Source organism: Aeromonas sp. Lyrl_2 (assembly GCF_051948815.1).
Classification (GTDB): domain Bacteria; phylum Pseudomonadota; class Gammaproteobacteria; order Enterobacterales; family Aeromonadaceae; genus Aeromonas; species Aeromonas veronii.
This window is the reverse complement of the sequence record NZ_JAYJLJ010000003.1, coordinates 101,588-119,157: the sequence shown is the minus strand read 5'-3', so window position 1 is coordinate 119,157 and position 17,570 is coordinate 101,588. Positions and strand designations below refer to the sequence as shown.

General features: G+C 62.5%; 12 protein-coding genes. 10 read left to right on the top strand and 2 right to left on the bottom strand.

Going from position 1 to position 17,570, the window contains the following annotated elements; all coding sequences use genetic code 11:
* Window positions 1-11: 11 nt before the first annotated feature.
* The gene (locus tag VF684_RS03560) at window positions 12-1,010 is read left to right on the top strand and encodes a LacI family DNA-binding transcriptional regulator (RefSeq protein ID WP_040066127.1); all 999 of its coding nucleotides are present in this window, start codon (window positions 12-14) and stop codon (window positions 1,008-1,010) included.
* 77 nt (window positions 1,011-1,087) lie between these two features.
* Here VF684_RS03560 and VF684_RS03555 read toward each other — a convergent pair whose 3' ends face one another.
* Window positions 1,088-2,152, bottom strand: a complete 1,065-nt coding sequence (locus tag VF684_RS03555) for a 3-deoxy-7-phosphoheptulonate synthase (protein WP_139441549.1) — start codon at window positions 2,150-2,152, stop codon at window positions 1,088-1,090.
* 125 nt (window positions 2,153-2,277) lie between these two features.
* Window positions 2,278-4,230: a TonB-dependent receptor domain-containing protein gene (locus tag VF684_RS03550; protein ID WP_139441548.1), complete on the bottom strand. Its 1,953-nt coding sequence runs from the start codon at window positions 4,228-4,230 to the stop codon at window positions 2,278-2,280.
* Between the two features lie 266 nt (window positions 4,231-4,496).
* Between VF684_RS03550 and VF684_RS03545 the strand changes: the two genes are divergently transcribed.
* The 9 genes from VF684_RS03545 (at window position 4,497) to VF684_RS03505 (ending at window position 17,386) form a co-directional block, all read left to right on the top strand.
* Window positions 4,497-5,645, top strand: coding sequence for an isochorismate synthase (locus VF684_RS03545; protein WP_139441547.1), 1,149 nt, complete (start codon window positions 4,497-4,499; stop codon window positions 5,643-5,645).
* Window positions 5,642-7,288 (top strand): (2,3-dihydroxybenzoyl)adenylate synthase, encoded by a 1,647-nt coding sequence (locus tag VF684_RS03540; protein WP_139441546.1) that lies wholly within the window; start codon window positions 5,642-5,644, stop codon window positions 7,286-7,288. Before VF684_RS03545 ends, VF684_RS03540 begins: the two co-directional genes overlap by 4 nt.
* Window positions 7,285-8,208 (top strand): isochorismatase family protein, encoded by a 924-nt coding sequence (locus VF684_RS03535; protein ID WP_139441545.1) that lies wholly within the window; start codon window positions 7,285-7,287, stop codon window positions 8,206-8,208. Before VF684_RS03540 ends, VF684_RS03535 begins: the two co-directional genes overlap by 4 nt.
* Window positions 8,205-8,972, top strand: a complete 768-nt coding sequence (gene dhbA / locus VF684_RS03530) for a 2,3-dihydro-2,3-dihydroxybenzoate dehydrogenase (RefSeq protein ID WP_201998373.1) — start codon at window positions 8,205-8,207, stop codon at window positions 8,970-8,972. Before VF684_RS03535 ends, dhbA begins: the two co-directional genes overlap by 4 nt.
* Window positions 8,973-9,097: 125 nt before the next feature.
* Window positions 9,098-13,087, top strand: coding sequence for a non-ribosomal peptide synthetase (locus VF684_RS03525; protein ID WP_201912511.1), 3,990 nt, complete (start codon window positions 9,098-9,100; stop codon window positions 13,085-13,087).
* Window positions 13,084-13,953 carry a hypothetical protein gene (locus VF684_RS03520; RefSeq protein WP_440173782.1) on the top strand — a complete coding sequence of 290 codons (870 nt, stop codon included), beginning with the start codon at window positions 13,084-13,086 and terminating at the stop codon, window positions 13,951-13,953. The genes VF684_RS03525 and VF684_RS03520 overlap by 4 nt, the downstream gene beginning before the upstream one ends.
* Window positions 13,954-14,221: 268 nt before the next feature.
* The gene (gene pdhA, locus VF684_RS03515) at window positions 14,222-15,310 is read left to right on the top strand and encodes a pyruvate dehydrogenase (acetyl-transferring) E1 component subunit alpha (RefSeq protein ID WP_440173781.1); all 1,089 of its coding nucleotides are present in this window, start codon (window positions 14,222-14,224) and stop codon (window positions 15,308-15,310) included.
* The gene (locus VF684_RS03510) at window positions 15,303-16,289 is read left to right on the top strand and encodes an alpha-ketoacid dehydrogenase subunit beta (protein WP_139730548.1); all 987 of its coding nucleotides are present in this window, start codon (window positions 15,303-15,305) and stop codon (window positions 16,287-16,289) included. Before pdhA ends, VF684_RS03510 begins: the two co-directional genes overlap by 8 nt.
* Window positions 16,286-17,386: a dihydrolipoamide acetyltransferase family protein gene (locus VF684_RS03505; protein ID WP_139730547.1), complete on the top strand. Its 1,101-nt coding sequence runs from the start codon at window positions 16,286-16,288 to the stop codon at window positions 17,384-17,386. The genes VF684_RS03510 and VF684_RS03505 overlap by 4 nt, the downstream gene beginning before the upstream one ends.
* Window positions 17,387-17,570 lie beyond the last annotated feature (184 nt).

The following is a 17,570-nucleotide window of genomic DNA, read 5'->3' as shown; positions in this document are numbered from 1 at the left end:
AGGAATGGATAGTGGCAACGATTAAAGACGTTTCTCAGCTGGCAAATGTGTCTATCTCCACCGTGTCGCGGGTTATCAACAACACGGCACAGGTAGCACCGGAAAAGCGTGAGGCCGTACTGGCGGCCATGAAGGAACTGAATTTTCGACCCAACAGTTTTGCCCAGGCTCTGGTCAGCAAGCGTTCCAACTGCATTGGCGTGCTGGTTGGCGACCTCTGCGGTGGCCCCTTCTTTGCCCAGATGATGCGTGGCATCGAGACCATGGTCGATCAGGCCAACAAGTTCACCATCGTCATGTCTGGCAACCACGATATCGCGCGCGAGCGTCACGCCATTCAGGCGCTGCTGCAGCGCCAGTGCGATGCGCTGATCCTCCACAGCAAGGCGCTCCCGGACGAGGAGCTGAGCGAGCTGGCGGCAGGCTCTACCCCCATCGTCTTTATCAACCGTCAGGTGCCGGGCTTTGAGGATCGCTGCGTCTGGCTCGATAACCAGGCGGGGATCACCACCGCGTGCCAGCACTTGCTGGATGCCGGTCATCGCAACATAGCCTTTATCACCTCCGATGATGAAGAGTTTGTCGATGGTCAGCAGCGGATGGCCGGTTACACCCAGACCCTGGCCAGAGCCGGGATCGCCTTTGATCCTGCACTCGTCAGCCGCGCCTTTGCCGACGAAAATGGCGGCTATGTGGCGATGAGTGAACTGCTGGCCCGTGGTGTCGAGTTCACGGCCGTGCTCGGTTTCAACGACGGTATGGTGGCGGGGGCGATCTCTTGCCTGCTGGAGCGGGGTTACAAGATCCCGCAGCAGGTGTCAGTGGTGGGGTTCGACGATATCCCCTACGCCCGCTACATCTATCCCAAGCTCACCACGGTGCGCTACCCCATCGAGGAGATGGGCAGCCGCGCAGCCGAGCTGGCGCTGCGTCTGCTCGATCACAAGCCGGTGGACGGCTTGGCGCTCAAGTTTGAAGCCCAGCTGGTGGAGCGTGAGTCAGTCGCCTGACGTGCGTCAAACAGTGAACAACAAGGTGGCCCCATCGGGGCCACACTCTTTTCTGAGTTATCTCTCTAATCCGCTATTTATCCCGCCAGGGCGATCCGCTGCTGACGGCGCGCCTCCACCCCTTCTGCCACCATATCGAGCAGTTGCCTTGTCTGTTCCCAGCCGATGCAGCTATCGGTGATCGACTGACCGAAGCGTAGCGGTTTGCTGCCAATCTCCTGACGCCCTTCGCAGATAAAACTTTCCACCATGATGGCGGCGATGGCATGGCTACCAGCGCCCAGCTGGTCGGCGATATCTCGGGCAACCAGCAGTTGGCGGGCATGTTGTTTCTGGCTGTTGCCGTGGCTGCAATCGATCATCAGCCGGGGTGAGAGATGCTGCTGGCGCAGCAGCTCGCCAGCCTCTGCCACATGACTGCTCTGATAGTTGGGTTGGCGGCCACCGCGCAGGATCAGGTGGCAGTCGGGGTTGCCATGGCTGCGCACCAGTGCCAGCTGGCCATCACCGAAAGGCTGGGTATAGAGGTGGGCCGCCCGGCTGGCGAGGATCGCCTCTACCGCGATCCGGATATTGCCGTCGGTCCCGTTTTTAAAACCGATGGGGCAGGGAAGGGCCGAGGCCAGTTGGCGGTGGAGCTGGGATTCGGTGGTGCGGGCGCCAATGGCCCCCCAGCTGATGAGATCCCCCAGATAGAGCATGCTGGTGAGATCGAGAAATTCGGTGGCACAGGCGAGCCCTTCCTGTCCAAGGGTCAACAGTAACTCCCGGGCCTGGGTTAGTCCCTTTTCCAGTTGATCGCTGCCATCGAGGTCGGGATCGAAGATAAATCCTTTCCAGCCGAGCGTCGTGCGCGGCTTTTCGAAATAGGTGCGCATCACCAGTTGCAGCTGCTTCCCGTATTGGCCCTGCAGTTCAGCCAGCTGGCCACCATAGTCGCGGGCGGCTGCCGGATCGTGAATGGAGCAGGGGCCGATCACCAGCAGCAGGCGGTCGTCCTCTCCCTGCAGAATATGGCGGGCTTGCTGACGGCTGCGTGCGATCTGGCGAGCGAGCCGTGCCGGACAGGGTCTGGCCTTTAACATCTCGTCAGGGGTGGGCAATGTGGCAAGGGATGAAGCATTCAGAAGTGAGGTGAACATGAGCGATCCTGATGAAAATGGAAATCTGCATGCTCTTTGCTGTCCAGTGGGGATCTTCCCCTTATTCTCTTGGTTAACAGAGCGCGGGCATGGGCCCGCGCTCTGTTATATCGGCCTTGTCTACCTTAGAAGCGGGCTGAGCCGCTGACGTAGTAGCTGCGACCCGGTTCGACGTTCTGGAAGACAGTATCTTTCTCTTGCAGGCGCACGTCGGTCAGGTTGTTGATCCCCAGTCTCAGGTCAAAGTTCTCGGTGACTTTGAAGCCGGTGCCGAGATCGAAGGTTTGATAGCTGGGCAGCTTGTGCAGTACGACAACCTTGTTGACGGTCTGCTCGGCAAACTGGGTGCCGGTGTAGGTGGTGCCGACAAAGGCATTTACCCGCTCGGTGGCCTGCCAGGTGATCTTGGCGTTGGCCTTGTGCTCCGGCCGCTCGGGCAGAGCCTGGCCCTGATCGCCTTCCGCCTTGAGGTAGGTGTAGTTGGCGCCAAGGTTGATATCGTCGGTCAGATCGAGCTTGCCGGTCAGCTCCAGCCCCTTGGTGGTGGCCTTCTCCAGGTTGTACCAGGTGCGGTCAGTGGAGTTCGGCAACTGCTTGAAGGTGAGCATGTCGTCGATGTCGGAGTAAAACAGGGTAGCGCTGGTTTCCCAGACCCCTTCTCCTGCGATGACACCCAGCTCGTAGTTGGTGCTGGTTTCCGGCTTGACCTTGTCACTGCCATAGATGCGGCAGCTGCCGCCGCAGCTCTCGATGCTGTAACCGTTGGAGTACTGGTGTGGTGCCGGTGCCTTGAAGGCCTGGCTGACACCGCCTTTCATGGTCACCACATCGTTCAGTTCGTACACCAGATAGCCGCGCGGGGTGAAGTGGCTGCCGTAGATCTCGTGGTGATCGTAACGGCCGCCCAGTGTGAAGGTCAGGCTGTCGGTCAGGCCAATTTCGTCCTGAGCAAACAGCGCCTCCTGAGAGTGACTCTCTTTGCCGCCGATATCCTTGTAACTCACCGCATCCACCAGCTCCCGATCCAGATATTCACCACCCAGGGTCAGGTAGTGGTTGGCCAGCGCCAGGTTGGTGTAGCCCTTGAGGGTCAGGGTGTTCTCTTCCAGTTCGCGCTGCTGCGGGGCCGAGTAGCTGGTATTGAAATCATCGATCTGGGAGCTTTCATAGTTGGCCATGACGGTGGTGTCACCCCAACTCCAGTTCCCCTTGTGGGTCAGGCCAAACAGGTTGCGATCGTTCTGCTGCTGGCGGCTGTGCACCTTGTTGCCTGTTTTACGGAAGATATCGAGAGGCCGCTCATCCTGGTTGTAGAGATAGTCAAACTCGAAGCGCTGCTGCTCATCCACCAGCCAGCTCAGGGTGGAGGCAAAGTTGCGGGTCTGCTTGGCTTCGATGAGGGGGATGCCATCGGCCGCTTCCGGCGGAGTCCAGGCCTGACGGTCGTACACTTCACCGTTCATCCGGATCAGCAGGTTGTCGGTCAGCGGGCCGGTAAAGCCCAGGTTGGTTCTGTGCTGATCGCCGCCATCCTTGCCCTCGATGGCTTTGAAGTCGGCATCGGCCGCCGCTTGCCAGGTTTTGCCCGGCTGCTTGGTGATGATGTTGATGACACCACCGATGGCATCGGAGCCGTAAAGTGCCGACATGGGGCCACGGATCACCTCGACCCGCTGGATCATGCCAAGGGGGACCGGGGTGTTGTCGAAGTTGCCGCCGCGCCACAGGGCATTGGAGGAGGAGAGGCGTTTGCCATCCACCAGCACTAGCGTGTACTTGCCGGACATGCCGCGAATGCCGATATCGCTGCGGCCATTGGTGTCAGCTTCAGCCTGAATGCCCACTTCGTGGCGCAGCAGGTCGGCAAGATCATTGACGGGCGCGGCGGCGATCTGTTCTGCGGTGATGACAGAGATAGAGGCCGGTGCCGAGCGGGTATTGTGCGCCGTGGTGGTGACGGTAATCACCTCATCGGCTTGAGGGGCGTTGCTGGCGGCGATCGCTTGCTGGGTCAGCAGGGTGACGATGGTAGTGGCCAGCAGGCTGGGAGCAATAAAACGGGAGGTTGAGGATTTCATTATTTACATCTTCCATAATATACAAATGATAAGCGTTATCATTATCAAATTGAATTTGCTCCGATCGCAACTCTTTTTTATCGGCGAAGTTAAGTTTCGTTCGTCACCCTCTTTTGACTAAAAAGAAGTTAATGAAATTGATTCTCATTTGTATTGATCGTTATTTCGCTCCTTGTTAGGATGCCGTTCACCCTGACATCTGGTGAGTCAAATGACTCACCTCAAGTCGTGTCAGGCAGTGATTCATTCCAAGGAGTAGCACCGTCATGTGTGACCATGCACCGGAAGGAGAGTGGCCCGCAGCAACTGCCGGGCTGGATAAAGTGTGCTGTTTTGCCAGCGGTGACCGGGTTCTGGTCGCCTCCGGTATCAACGACAGTTTTACCGGCATCCCACCGGAGAAGCTGCTCGCCCATCTGCGTCAGTTGCGCCAGCAGGGAATGGCCAATCCCATCGCCATCGGCGCCATTCCGTTTGATACCCAATCCCCCTGGCATCTGGTGATCCCGGCGCAATCGCAGTGGGTCAAACGGGATGCACTGTTACCCACCCGCTGTTGCCAGCTCCATGGCGAGGTGAGCGAAGTAACGGGTGCTGCCCACTATCAGGGGGCGGTGCGGGCAGCGTTGCAGCAGTTCAGCGAGGGTCAGCTCGAGAAGGTGGTGCTGTCGCGCGCCATCGACGTGCAGAGCGCAGAGCAGACCTCACCCGCACACGCCTATGGCTCTCTGCTGGCCCAGAATCCGGGCGCCTATGTGTTCCAGATCCCGCTGCCGGAGGGGGAGACCCTGCTTGGTGCGAGCCCCGAGCTGCTGGTATCGCGCAGCGAGATGGCGGTGGTGAGCAATCCGCTGGCGGGCTCCCGTCCGCGCCACGCTTTTTCCGATCAACAGGCGGCCAGTGCCGAACTGCTGGGGGCGCAGAAGGATCGCTATGAACATGCGCTGGTGGCCGATGCGGTCGCAGAGGCCCTCGCTCCCTTCTGCCGCGAGCTGGACGTCCCCATTGAGCCGCAGGTGATCGCCACTCCTACCATGTGGCACCTCTCGACCCGCATCGCCGGATGGCTCTATGAACCCTCTCCCGTGCTGGCTCTGGCGCTGGCACTGCACCCGACACCGGCGGTGTGCGGCACGCCGCTCTCGGCAGCGCGTCAGGCCATCGCCCGGCTTGAGGGGTACGATCGCCGTTTCTACTGCGGCGCCGTTGGTTGGATGGATGCCGACGGCAATGGCGAGTGGGTGGTCACCATTCGCTGTGGCGTGCTGGCCGGTAGGCAGCTGCGGCTCTATGCCGGTGCCGGGGTGGTGGTGGGCTCCTCGCCGGAAGCAGAGTGGCAAGAGACCGCCGCCAAACTCGGCACCATGCTGCGGGCGTTTGGCCTCGAGAGCCGGGAGCCGGAGGTAACTGCATGAAGCCGCTGGTGCCCTTTACCCCCTGGCCTGTAGAGCTGGCAGCCCACTACCGTGCGCAAGGGTGGTGGCGCGGGCAACCGCTCACCGCCCTGCTCGATGACTCTGCAGAACGTTATCCCGAGCGCACGGCTCTGATCTGCGGCGAGCGTACCCTCAGTTATGGCCAGTTAAAGCGTGAGGTCGATGCGCTGGCGGCGCGGCTGGCAGCGCGCGGGCTGGGCCATGGCGATACCGCTCTGGTGCAGTTGCCCAACTGCGCCGAGTTCTATATCTGCTGGTTTGCCCTGATCCGCTGCGGAGTAGTGGCGGTGCATGCCCTCTACAGCCATCAGCGGCGCGAGCTGGTGGCCTTTGCCCGCCAGATTGAGCCCGCCTTGCTGGTACTCACCCCCTCCCATCCCGGCTTTGCCGGTGAAGCGGGGAGCTTGGCGGCCCTTGATGAGCTGATATCTCCCTCCTGCCAGACACTGCTGTTCGAGCAGGCAGAAGGCTCCGATCTTCAGTCAGGATTTGCATGGTGTCAGCCTGACCCGATAGCTCGTGCTGATGGTTCACCGCTGACGGCTATCGCGCCAACTCCTACCCCGGCCGATCAAGTCGCCTTTTTCCAGCTCTCCGGCGGCAGCACCGGCACCCCCAAACTGATCCCCCGTACCCACGATGACTATGGCTACAGCGTGCGCCAGAGCGTGGCGGTGTGCGGTTGGGATGAGCGGGTGATCTATCTATGCGCTCTGCCAGCGCCCCACAACTTTCCCCTGAGCTCCCCCGGGGCACTCGGAGTGTTTTATGCCGGTGGCTGCGTGGTGCTGGCAAAGGATCCCTCTGCGGCAACCTGTCTGCCGCTGGTGCAGCGCTATCAGATCAACTGGGCGGCACTGGTGCCACCGGCCCTGGCGCTCTGGCTGGAGGCGGCCAGCCACTATTCGCAGACCTCTCTGGAGTGTGTGCAGGTGGGCGGTGCGCGCCTCTGCCCGGCTCATGCCGATGCGGTAGCGAGCCGCCTTGGTTGCCGCTTGCAGCAGGTGTTTGGCATGGCCGAGGGGCTGGTCAACTACACCCGCATCGAGGATGACCAGTGGCACATCGTCAATACCCAGGGCCGCCCGATGAGCCCGGGCGACGAGGTCGAGGTGCGGGATAGCGACGGACGCCCCTTGCCAGATGGCGAGTGCGGCGAGCTCTGGACGCGTGGCCCCTACACCTTTCGCGGCTACTTCAAGGCCGATGTCCACAATCAGCGGGCTTTTGATCGGGACGGTTTCTACTGCACCGGCGATCTGGTCTGCCGCTTGCCCAGCGGTCATCTGATGGTGGTGGGGCGCAACAAGGATCAGATCAACCGGGGCGGGGAGAAGATCGACGCCCTCGAGATTGAAGAGCTGCTGCTGACCCACCCGGAGGTGCGGCAGGCGGCACTGGTCGCCATGCCCGATCCCATGCTCGGTGAGCGCAGCTGCGCCTTTTTGATATGCCGCGAGCCCCTCAATCTGCCCCGCTTGCGCCGTTTCCTGCGCGAGCAGGGGGTGGCCGATTACAAACTGCCCGATCGCCTGGTGCTGGTGGAGCAACTGCCCCACACCCCGGTCGGCAAGATAGACAAACAGACGCTGCGCGAGCAGCTCGCCAAGGAGTGTGCATGACCATTCAATCCCTCGCCGCCTATCCGCTGCCTACCGCAGAAGAGCTGCCAACCGGGCGGGTGAACTGGCCCTTCGAACCGGGCCGTGCAGCCTTGCTGGTCCACGATATGCAGCACTATTTCGTCGACTTCTACGGGCCGGACAATCCGCTGATCAATCAGGTCATCGACCATATCGCCACCCTGATCCGTCAGGCGCGAGCTCTTGGCATGCCGGTGGTCTATACCGCCCAGCCCGCCGAGCAGAGTCAGGCCGATCGGGCGCTGCTCAATGACATGTGGGGGCCGGGGTTGACCCGAGCGCCGGAGCGCCAACCAATCGTTCCGGCGCTGGCACCCGAGCCGCAGGATACGGTGCTGACCAAGTGGCGCTACAGCGCTTTTTGCCGTTCACCGCTGGCCGAGCTGATGGCCGGATGGGGGCGGGATCAGCTGGTGATCTGCGGCATCTACGGCCATATCGGGGTGATGCAGACGGCGGTCGATGCCTTTATGCGGGATATCCGTCCCTTCCTGGTGGCAGATGCCATCGCCGACTTCTCACGCGAGGATCATCTGCTGGCGCTCTCCTATGTCAGCCGCAATGCCGGTCGGGTGATTACCGTGGCCGAGGTGATGGCTGCCAGCAAACGCCCCCTGACTCGAGAGTCACTGCGTGATCTGGTGTTGGCACGGCTGCCCGCCGAGATGCAGCAGGAGCAGCCCACCGAGAATGACAACCTGCTCGACTACGGTCTCGACTCGCTGGCGGTGATGGGGCTGGTGGAAGAGTGGCGTCAGCAGGGGCTGGTGGTGGAGCTGGCCGAGCTGGCCCGCACGCCGACCCTGGCCCATTGGTGGGCGCTCCTCTCCCGTGTCAGTCAGGACACGGCTTATCAGGTCAACGAAGAGCACGTCAGCGAACCGGAGTGCACCCCATGAGCGAGTGGCAAGGCAGAACCGTCTGGGTAACCGGTGCAGCGCAGGGAATTGGTCATGCGGTGGCGCGCACCTTTGCCGAGGCAGGGGCCAGCGTGGTGGCGTTCGATCTGCAACTGGCCGAGGCGCCGCCCGGCAATGTGAAGGGGGTGACTCTCGACGTGAGCGACAGCGAGGCCGTGACCCGCTGCTGCGAACAGCTGCTGGACGAGGGGCTGGGGCCCGATGTGCTGGTCAATGTCGCCGGCGTACTGGCGACCGGCAGGCTCGATGAGGTGGATGACGCCCTCTTGCTGCGCACCTTCGCCGTCAACACCTTCGCCCCCTTCTACCTGATGCGGGCCCTGACCCCCTGGTTTCAGGGACGGCGCAGGGGCGCCATCGTCAATGTTTCCTCCAATGCCGGTCGGGTGCCGCGAGTGGGGATGGGCATCTATGGCGCCTCCAAGGCGGCGCTGACCAGCCTCACCCAAACGGCAGGGCTGGAACTCGCCCCCTATGGGGTGCGCTGCAATCTGGTGTCGCCGGGCTCGACCCGAACCCTGATGCTGTACGGCATGTGGCAGGAGGGGGAGGCGGAGCAGCGCGAGGGAGAGCAGCGCACCATCGCGGGTCTGCCTGGGCAGTTCAAGCTGGGTATCCCCCTTGGCAAACTTGGGACCCCCGACGAGGTGGCTGCCTGCGTGCTGTTTCTCGCCTCTGATGCCGCCAGCCATATCACCTTGCAGGATCTGGTGGTCGATGGCGGTGCCACTCTGGGGGTCTGATCTTCGGCCTGCCGGTGTGGAGGGTACGACTCTCTCTTTATCGAGGAGGCCTTGCCTCCTCGCTTTTCAGCCATGCGGGCAGGGGCAAGCCACTGCTCGCTCGATGTTTGCGCAAGGACATTCCCATGGAACAGACAATGGCGATGCGCGCCACCCACCAGCGTGGTGAGCACCCACGCTGGCCACTTACCACTGCTCAGGCGGGCATCTGGTTTGCCCAGCAAAAATACCCGCAGAGCCCCGCCTGCAATACCAGCGAGTACTGGCTGCTGGAGGGGGCGCTGGCTCCCCATCACTTCACCCGTGCGGTGCGCCAGACTATCGACGAGATCCCCGGTCTGCACTGCGCTTTTGCGGCCACTGCCGATGGCCCGCAGATGGTGGCCAACCCCGCCTGCTGGCAGCTGGCAGAGCGGGATCTGCGCAGCGAAGCTGATCCGCTTGCGGCCGCGCAGGTCGAGATGCGTGCGCAGTTGGCCGTCCCCTTCAATCTGGCCGGGGGGCCGCTGTTTGCCACCACCCTCTATCGCCTTGGCGAGGGGCGGTGGGCCTGGTTTATTGCCGTGCACCATATCGCCATCGACGGCTTTGGCTTGAGTTTGCTCTGCCAGCGGGTGGCAAATTGGTATGAGGCGCTCTGTGCCGGCGAGCAGCCAGCACCCTGCCGTTATGTGTCCCAGCAGGAGTTACTGGCAGAGGAGGCGGCCTATCAGGACTCGCCCCGCGCCGCGCGGGATCGCGATTTCTTCGTGCAGCAGCTGGCCGGGGTGGAGAACCCTGCATCGCTCTCCCGCCGTCCGGCGCAAGGGCCGGGCCCTACATATCGTCTTGAACAGCGTCTGGCTGGCCACCAGTGGCAGGCTCTGGTGGCACGGGCGAGTCGCTCGGCCTGCCACCCCTACAGCCTGCTGCTGGCGGCAGTGGTCAGCTATGTGCAGCGGATGAGCGGCGCTGGCGAGGTAGTGCTGGGTATTCCGCTGATGGGGCGGCTGGGCTCAGCGGCGGCCGATACCCCCTGCATGAAGGTCAATGTGGTGCCCCTGCGCATCGAGCTGAGCGGCACCAGCCGGGTAGGGGAGTTGCTGGCACAGGTCGAGCGGCAATTTGCCGCCCTGCGTCGTCATCAGGGCTGCCGTCAGGAGTGGTTGCAGCAGCGTCAGCCGGGCCATCCGTTGTTTGGCCCTCAGGTCAATTTGATGCCCTTTGCCCGCACCCTCAGCGTTGGTGAAGGACACAACCAGGTTCGTGGTGAGGTGCAGGTGCTGGCGGCGGGGCCGGTGGAGGAGTGCGCCTTCTACTTTGCCGAGGAGGCAGGCGCTATGACCCTGACCCTCGAAGCACATCAGGGGCGCTTCAGCCAACAGGAGAGTGAACGTCATCTGGCCCGACTGGTAGCCTATCTGGCCGCCTGGAGTGAGGTGGCTGACGAGACCCTGGCGGTGCGCTTGCCGCTGTTGCTGCCTTGCGAGCAGGCTGAGCTGGCGCGCTGGAACCAGACCGACTATCCGTTGCCGACTACCACCTTGAGCGCATTGCTGGCCGAAGGGCTGGCGGCGGCGGATCAGAGCGCCATCGCGCTGGAGTGTGGTGCCGAGCGCTGGCGTGTGGCCGAGCTGCGTCAGCGTACCCGCCAGCTGGCATGCTATCTGGCGGGGAGGGGCGTGGGCCCCGGTTGTCGGGTGGCGGTAGTGATCCCGCGCTCTCCCGAGCTGATTCTCGCCCAGCAGGCCATCATGGCGGTAGGTGCCGTCTACGTGCCCGTTGACCCGGACTATCCGGCGGAGCGGATCGGCTACATTCTCGCCAGCAGCGACCCTGCGCTGGTGCTGACCAGCCATACGCTTCAGATGCCGCTCGACGTGACGGCGCCACTTGTCTGCCTCGATGCCCCCGGTGTGGCAGAGCAGCTGGCGGCGGTAGAGTTGGCAACGACAGTACCTTGTGAGCTGGCAGCTCCCAAACCGGAAGATGCGGCCTACATCATCTACACCTCAGGTTCGACCGGTCGGCCCAAAGGAGTGGTGGTGAGCCATGGTTCCATCGTCAACCGACTGCTCTGGATGCAGCACATGTATCCCATCGGCCCGGCGGATCGGGTGCTGCAAAAGACCCCGGCCGGTTTCGATGTCTCCATTTGGGAGTTCTTCTGGCCCTTTATGACCGGTGCGCGGCTGGTGCTCGCCAAACCGGGCGGCCACAAGGATCCCGCCTACCTTGCCGATCTGATTGAGCAGGCCGGGATCACCACCTTGCACTTTGTCCCCTCCATGCTGCAGATCTTCGTCGCGCAAGCCGAGCCTGCACGTTGCCGCGCACTGCGGCAGGTCTTCTGCTCCGGCGAGGCGCTGCCCGCCGATCTGGTGCAGCGCTGGTATGGGACATTTTCAGCCCCCCTGCACAACCTCTATGGCCCGACCGAAGCGGCGGTGGATGTCACCTGGTATCCCTGCCGGGCAGACGAGGCGGTGACCAGCGTGCCCATCGGCCATCCGGTCTGGAATACCTGCATCCACATTCTCGACCCCTGGTTGCAGCCGGTGCCCCCCGGTGTGGCGGGGGAGCTCTGGATCGGCGGCGTGCAGGTGGCGGAGGGCTACTTTGGTCAGCCCGAGCTCACCGCCGAGCGCTTTATTGCCAATCCCTTCGGGGCGGGACGGCTCTATCGCAGCGGCGATCTGGCCGCCTGGCGCGAGGATGGCGCCATCGAGTATCTGGGGCGACTCGATTTTCAGGTGAAGATCCGCGGCCAGCGCATCGAACTGGAGGAGATCGAGCAGGTGCTGCTGCGCCATCCCCGGGTGGCGCAGGCGGTTGTGCTGGCCCCCGAATTTACCCCCGGCGATCGCCGTCTGGTGGCCTACGTGGTGGCCGCAGATAGCAGAGCGCTGACGCTGGCCGAGCTTACACCCGCCCTTGGCGCTGCCTTGCCTGACTACATGGTGCCGGGGCTCCTGGTAAACCTGGCCGAGCTGCCGCTCACCCCCAATGGCAAGCTGGATCGCAAGGGGCTGCCCCTGCCCGATATGGCGTCGGTGGTGGGTCAGTCACTGCCGAAAAACCTGCTGGAGGAGCGGCTCTGTCGCCTCTTCGCCGAGGTTCTGGGGCTGGCGCGAGTCGGCGCCGACGATAACTTCTTTGCCCTCGGCGGCCACTCCCTGCTGGCGGCGCAACTGGTGGTGCGCATTGAAGAGTCGCTCGGACAGGCTCTCACTCTGGCCAGCCTGTTCGAAGCACCGAGCCCCGCCCAGCTGGCGCGTCGTCTTGGCGGCGAGCGGGAGGCCATGCCCATGCTGTTGCCCCTGCGGGCGCATGGTGCGCAGTCTGGCACATCGTGCCCCACCCTCTTTTGCGTCCACCCCGCAGGGGGGCTCGGCTGGTGTTATGCGCCGCTGGTGCCCCATCTGCCGGCCGACATGGCGGTCTATGCCCTGCAGGCAAGGGCGCTCTGCCAGCCGGATGCCCCGCTGCCCGCCAGCTTCGACGAGCTGGCACTCGATTATGTGACCGAGCTGCGTCGTCAACAGAGCGAGGGGCCCTACTGGCTGCTCGGCTGGTCCCTCGGGGGCATGCTGGTGCACCGGATGGCCGCCATGCTGCAAGAGCAGGGACAAGAGGTGGCCATGGTGCTGCTGCTCGACGCCTACCCCTGCCAGCAGTGGCAGACCCAGCCGTTGCCCGACGAGCAGCGGATGCTCGATGCGCTGCTGCGAATGGGGGGGATTGCGGTTGCGGACGAGGCGCTCGATTCCCTTACTCGGGGCGACGTGGTGGCCCGACTGGGGGCAGAGGGGAGTGCACTGGCCATGCTCGACGAGCAGGTTGTGAGCGCCATGATTGAGCTGGTGGGCCACAACAACCGGCTGATCCGTCAGCCGGTCGACTACTGCTACCACGGGGAGGTGATCTTTATCGAGGCGTCAGCCTCCCGCCAGCCCTGGCTGGATGGACGTGGCTGGGAGCCGCTGACAAAAGGGGAAATCAGCTATGAGCGCTTCCCCTGCCTGCATCAGGAGATGGTGCATCCCGACTGGCTGGCAAAGATCGGCGCTTTTATTTGTGAGCGGGTCGATGGGGTCGGGCAACAACCGCACATCCGGCAGGAGGGGGACGCATGACCCCTGTTGCCGCTATCCGGGAAGCCTTGCTGGCGGGCAAGCTGGTGGGGCTGGGGGAGCCGCACTGGCACCCGGATTTTATCCGGCGCCAGCACGCCTGGCTCTGTGATCCGGCGCTCTGGGGAATCATGACCGATCTGGTGATGGAGTGCGGCAACTGCCGCCATCAAGGCTTGCTCGATGCCTGGTTGGCGGGGGAGGAGAGCTGGCAGGGGGAGCCGCTGACGCTGGGGCGGCTCTATCCGGTCTGGCTCGACTCCTGCGCCTTCTCCGCCTGGATGGCCCCCGAGTTTCCGGCCCTCTTCGCCGCCCTGCGCCAGAGCAATCTGGCGCGCCCCGAACATGTGCGGCTGCGGGTGCATCTCTGCGAGCCCTTATTCGAGTGGCAGGAGATGAGCCTGGAACAGTGGCAGCAGCACAACAGGGGGCGGGATCTGGCGCTGGCCGACTATCTTCTTGCACTTCCCCCGCGTGGCGTGGTGGTGCTGGCGGGGGCGCGCCATCTGTTCAAAGTCGCAGGGGATCCCCACTTTGCGCAGCCGACGCTGGGCCAGTTGCTGGAGGCAGCACGGCCGGGTTGGTTGCATGTCCTTCACCCCTGGCCAATGGCTGATGGAAAGGGAGATGAGGAAGAGGAGCGGGTGTGCGAGCTGGCCGGGATCGCGACTGCCGACCTCTATCCCCACTGGCCGACGCATCCGCCGCTGGAGACTCTTATCGACAGGTTGGTGCGCGTGACTGACCGGGGACGGGAGATGCGAATTTGCCCGACTTTGCTGGCCGAGCCCTGGCGCAGCCGCTTGTTGAGTCGCGCTCACTTGCTGCCAGTTGGCATGGCCCGCCAGCTGCAACATTGGCTGGCGTAACTGCTGGCTGGCGTAACCGCTGACTAGAGTAACAGAAGGGGGGCAAGGCTCCCCTTTTTCACATTTTGCATCCTGCATTCAGCGCTGCAAAGTTGCACTATTTACGGCATGTCTTGCCACTCATCGCCGAAAATTCAGCTCCTTCGCTACTTTAAAGAAGTTTCTACTGGTCTTACCTGAGTAAATTCCTTTGCTTTTTATTTAACAAGGTATTTACATCTAAGGTGTCACCAGCATCGGTGACGCCTACAACGGCAAGGAGCCAGTTATGACCCATGTCGACATCCCTTTCCTTCGTTACCTCGATGCGGCAGGGTGCCCGGTCGCCACCTTACCGACCTGGCTGGACAAGGCGATATTGCACACTTTCTACCGCAATATGGTGATGGTGCGCAGCTATGACAAAAAAGCGATTGCGCTGCAACGAACCGGCAAACTCGGTACTTTTCCCTCCCATCTCGGCGCAGAAGCCGTGGGGATTGGCATTGGTCTCGCCATGCAGCCGCAGGATGTCTACGTCCCCTACTATCGGGACATGCCCACCCTCTATGTGCGGGGCGTACCGATGGAGAAGAACTTGCAATATTGGGGTGGGGACGAGCGGGGGAGTTATTTTCTCAAACCTGATGGGATCCCCTCTGAAGATCTCCCCATCTGCGTTCCCATCGCCACCCAGATCACTCACGCCTGTGGCATTGCCTCTGCCTTCAAACTGCGTAATCAACCGCGTGTCGCTGTAGTCACTATCGGCGATGGCGGCACCTCCAAGGGGGATTTTCTGGAGGGGCTGAACTGCGCCGGTGTCTGGCACCTGCCGATGGTCATCATCGTCAACAACAACCAGTGGGCTATCTCGGTGCCGCGCAAGCTGCAATCGAGCGCTCCTACGCTGGCCCAAAAGGGGATTGGCGCAGGGGTGCGCAGCCTGCAGGTGGATGGCAACGATGTGGTTGCGGTCTACGATGCTGCCCGCAGTGCCGTCGAGCGGGCCCGCAGCGGCAAGGGGCCGACCCTGATAGAAGCGGTCAGTTATCGCCTCGGCGATCACACCACGGCCGACGATGCCACTCGCTATCGCGATGGGGCCGAGGTCGAGGCAGCCTGGGCGAAAGAGCCGGTCAAGCGGCTGCGCCAGTTTATGCATAGCAAAGGCTGGTGGGATGAAGAACAGGAGCAGAGCCTGCTGGCGGAGGCTACCCGAGAGGTCGAACAGGCGGTCGCCCGTTATGAGGCGATGGCGCCCCAGCCGCCGGAGGCGATGCTCGATTATCACTACGCCAGCCTGCCCGCCGAACTCTTGCCCCAGCGCGAGCGAGTGATTGCCAAGGGGATGAAGCAGGAGGTGGGCCATGAGTGAGATCAGTTTGCTGGAAGCGGTCAACATGGCCCTTCACTACGAGATGGAGCACGACCCGGATGTGGTGGTACTGGGCGAGGATGTGGGGGTCAACGGCGGGGTGTTTCGCGCCACCGTGGGCCTGCGCGACAAGTTCGGTTTCAAGCGGGTGATCGACACTCCGCTGGCCGAGGGGCTGATCGCCGGGGTGGCGGTCGGCATGGCGACCCAGGGGCTCAAGCCGGTGGCTGAGTTCCAGTTTCAGGGCTTCATCTTCCCCGGGATGGAGCAGATCATCTGTCAGGCGGCGCGGATGCGAAACCGCACCCGTGGCCGCCTCTCCTGTCCCCTCGTCTATCGCTCCCCGTATGGCGCGGGCATTCATTCGCCTGAACATCACAGCGAGAGCGTCGAGGCGCTGTTTGCCCATATTCCGGGGCTACGGGTGGTGATCCCCTCCAGCCCGAGACGCGCCTATGGCCTGCTGCTGTCGGCCATCCGCGATCCGGATCCCGTGATGTTTTTCGAACCGGACCGTATCTATCGCTCGATGAAATCCGAGGTGGTGGATGACGGTGTTGGCCTGCCACTGGATGTCTGTTTCACCCTGCGCCCGGGCCGGGATATCACGGTAGTGGCCTGGGGGGCCTGCATTCAGGAGGTGATGCGGGCGGCGAACCTGCTGGCCGAGCAGGATATCCAGTGCGAGGTGCTGGATCTGGCCACCATCAAGCCGCTGGATATGGAGACCATCCTCGCCTCGGTACGCAAGACCGGCCGCTTGCTGGTGGTACACGAGGCGTGCGGCAGCTTTGGGGTCGGGGCTGAAATTGTGGCGCGGGTGGCCGAGCAGGCACTTCCCTGCCTCAAGGCGCCGCCCAAGCGGCTGACCGGTGTGGATGCCGCCGTCCCCTACTATCGCAACGAAGCGTATTACCTCATCACCGAGCAGGATATCGCCGATGCCGCTCACCAGCTGATGGAGAACCAGTGGCTATGAAATTTTTCAAATTACCGGATCTGGGTGAAGGGTTGGCCGAAGCCGAGATCGTCGAATGGAAGGTGAGCGCCGGTGATACCGTTGCGGTCGATCAGGTGCTCTTGTCGGTGGAAACGGCCAAGGCGCTGGTGGATGTGCCCTCACCAGTGGCTGGGGTGATCGCCCGTCTTTGTGGCGCCGAGGGGGATATCCTCCATATCGGTGCGCCGCTGGTGGAGTTCGAGGGTGGGGAGGATGATGGCACCGTGGTGGGCAAGGTGAGCGCCCATCAGCAACATATCGAGGATCACTTCGTGGTGGGGGCCATTGCCCCGGGGGGATCGCTGGTGCAAGCCATGCCTGCGGTGCGACTGTTGGCACAAAAACTGGGTCTGGATATCGACCGGATCAAGGGAAGTGGCAGCGGCGGCATGGTGACCGAGCTGGATGTGCAGCAGGCATTCGAGTCACAGCAGAGCAGTGGCAACGAATTCCTCAAAGGGTCACGGCGTGCCATGGCCAAGGCGATGGAGCTCTCTCATCAGACTGTGGTGCCGGTCAGCATCACCGATGAGGTGGATTTGCGTCACTGGCGCCCTGATGAGGATGTGACGGTGCGCCTTATCAAGGCCATTGGCGTGGCGTGCCGCGCCGAGCCCTCGATGAACGCCTGGTTTGATGGTGAAACCCTGTCACGGCGGCTGTTCAAAGAGATCAATGTAGCCATCGCGGTGGATTCAAAGCATGGCCTTTATGTGCCGGTGATGGAGAACGTGGCCGAGCGGGAGGGGGCAGATATCCGGCAGGGGCTGGATCGGATGATCGCCGATGTGAAGGCGCGCGCCGTGCCGCGCGAGATGTTGCAGGGGGCGACCATTACGCTCACCAACTTCGGTGCCATCGCAGGCCGTTATGCCAGCCCCATCGTCACGCCGCCGCAGGTGGCCATCATAGGGGCAGGCAAACTGTTCGAAAAAGTGGTGTTCATCCACGGTGAAGCGCGTCCCGTCAGGGCATTGCCGCTGTCGATGACATTTGACCACAGAGCCTGCACTGGCGGGGAGGCGGCTCGTTTTCTCAGAGCGCTGGTCGAAGCGTTGGAAGCAGCCACCTTATAACGGTTTGTGCCCTGTCATTGGCAGGGCACAAATTTGTTTGCGTAATCTACAAAGCCACGTATAATCCAAACCAGCTTGAAAGGGCGATAGTTATGTCAATGAATACGATGTTTCACATCTTGTCCTGTTGTTCATAAGTTAATCCCGTTTTTTGAGCTTTACCCGCTGAAAAGCATAAGTAATT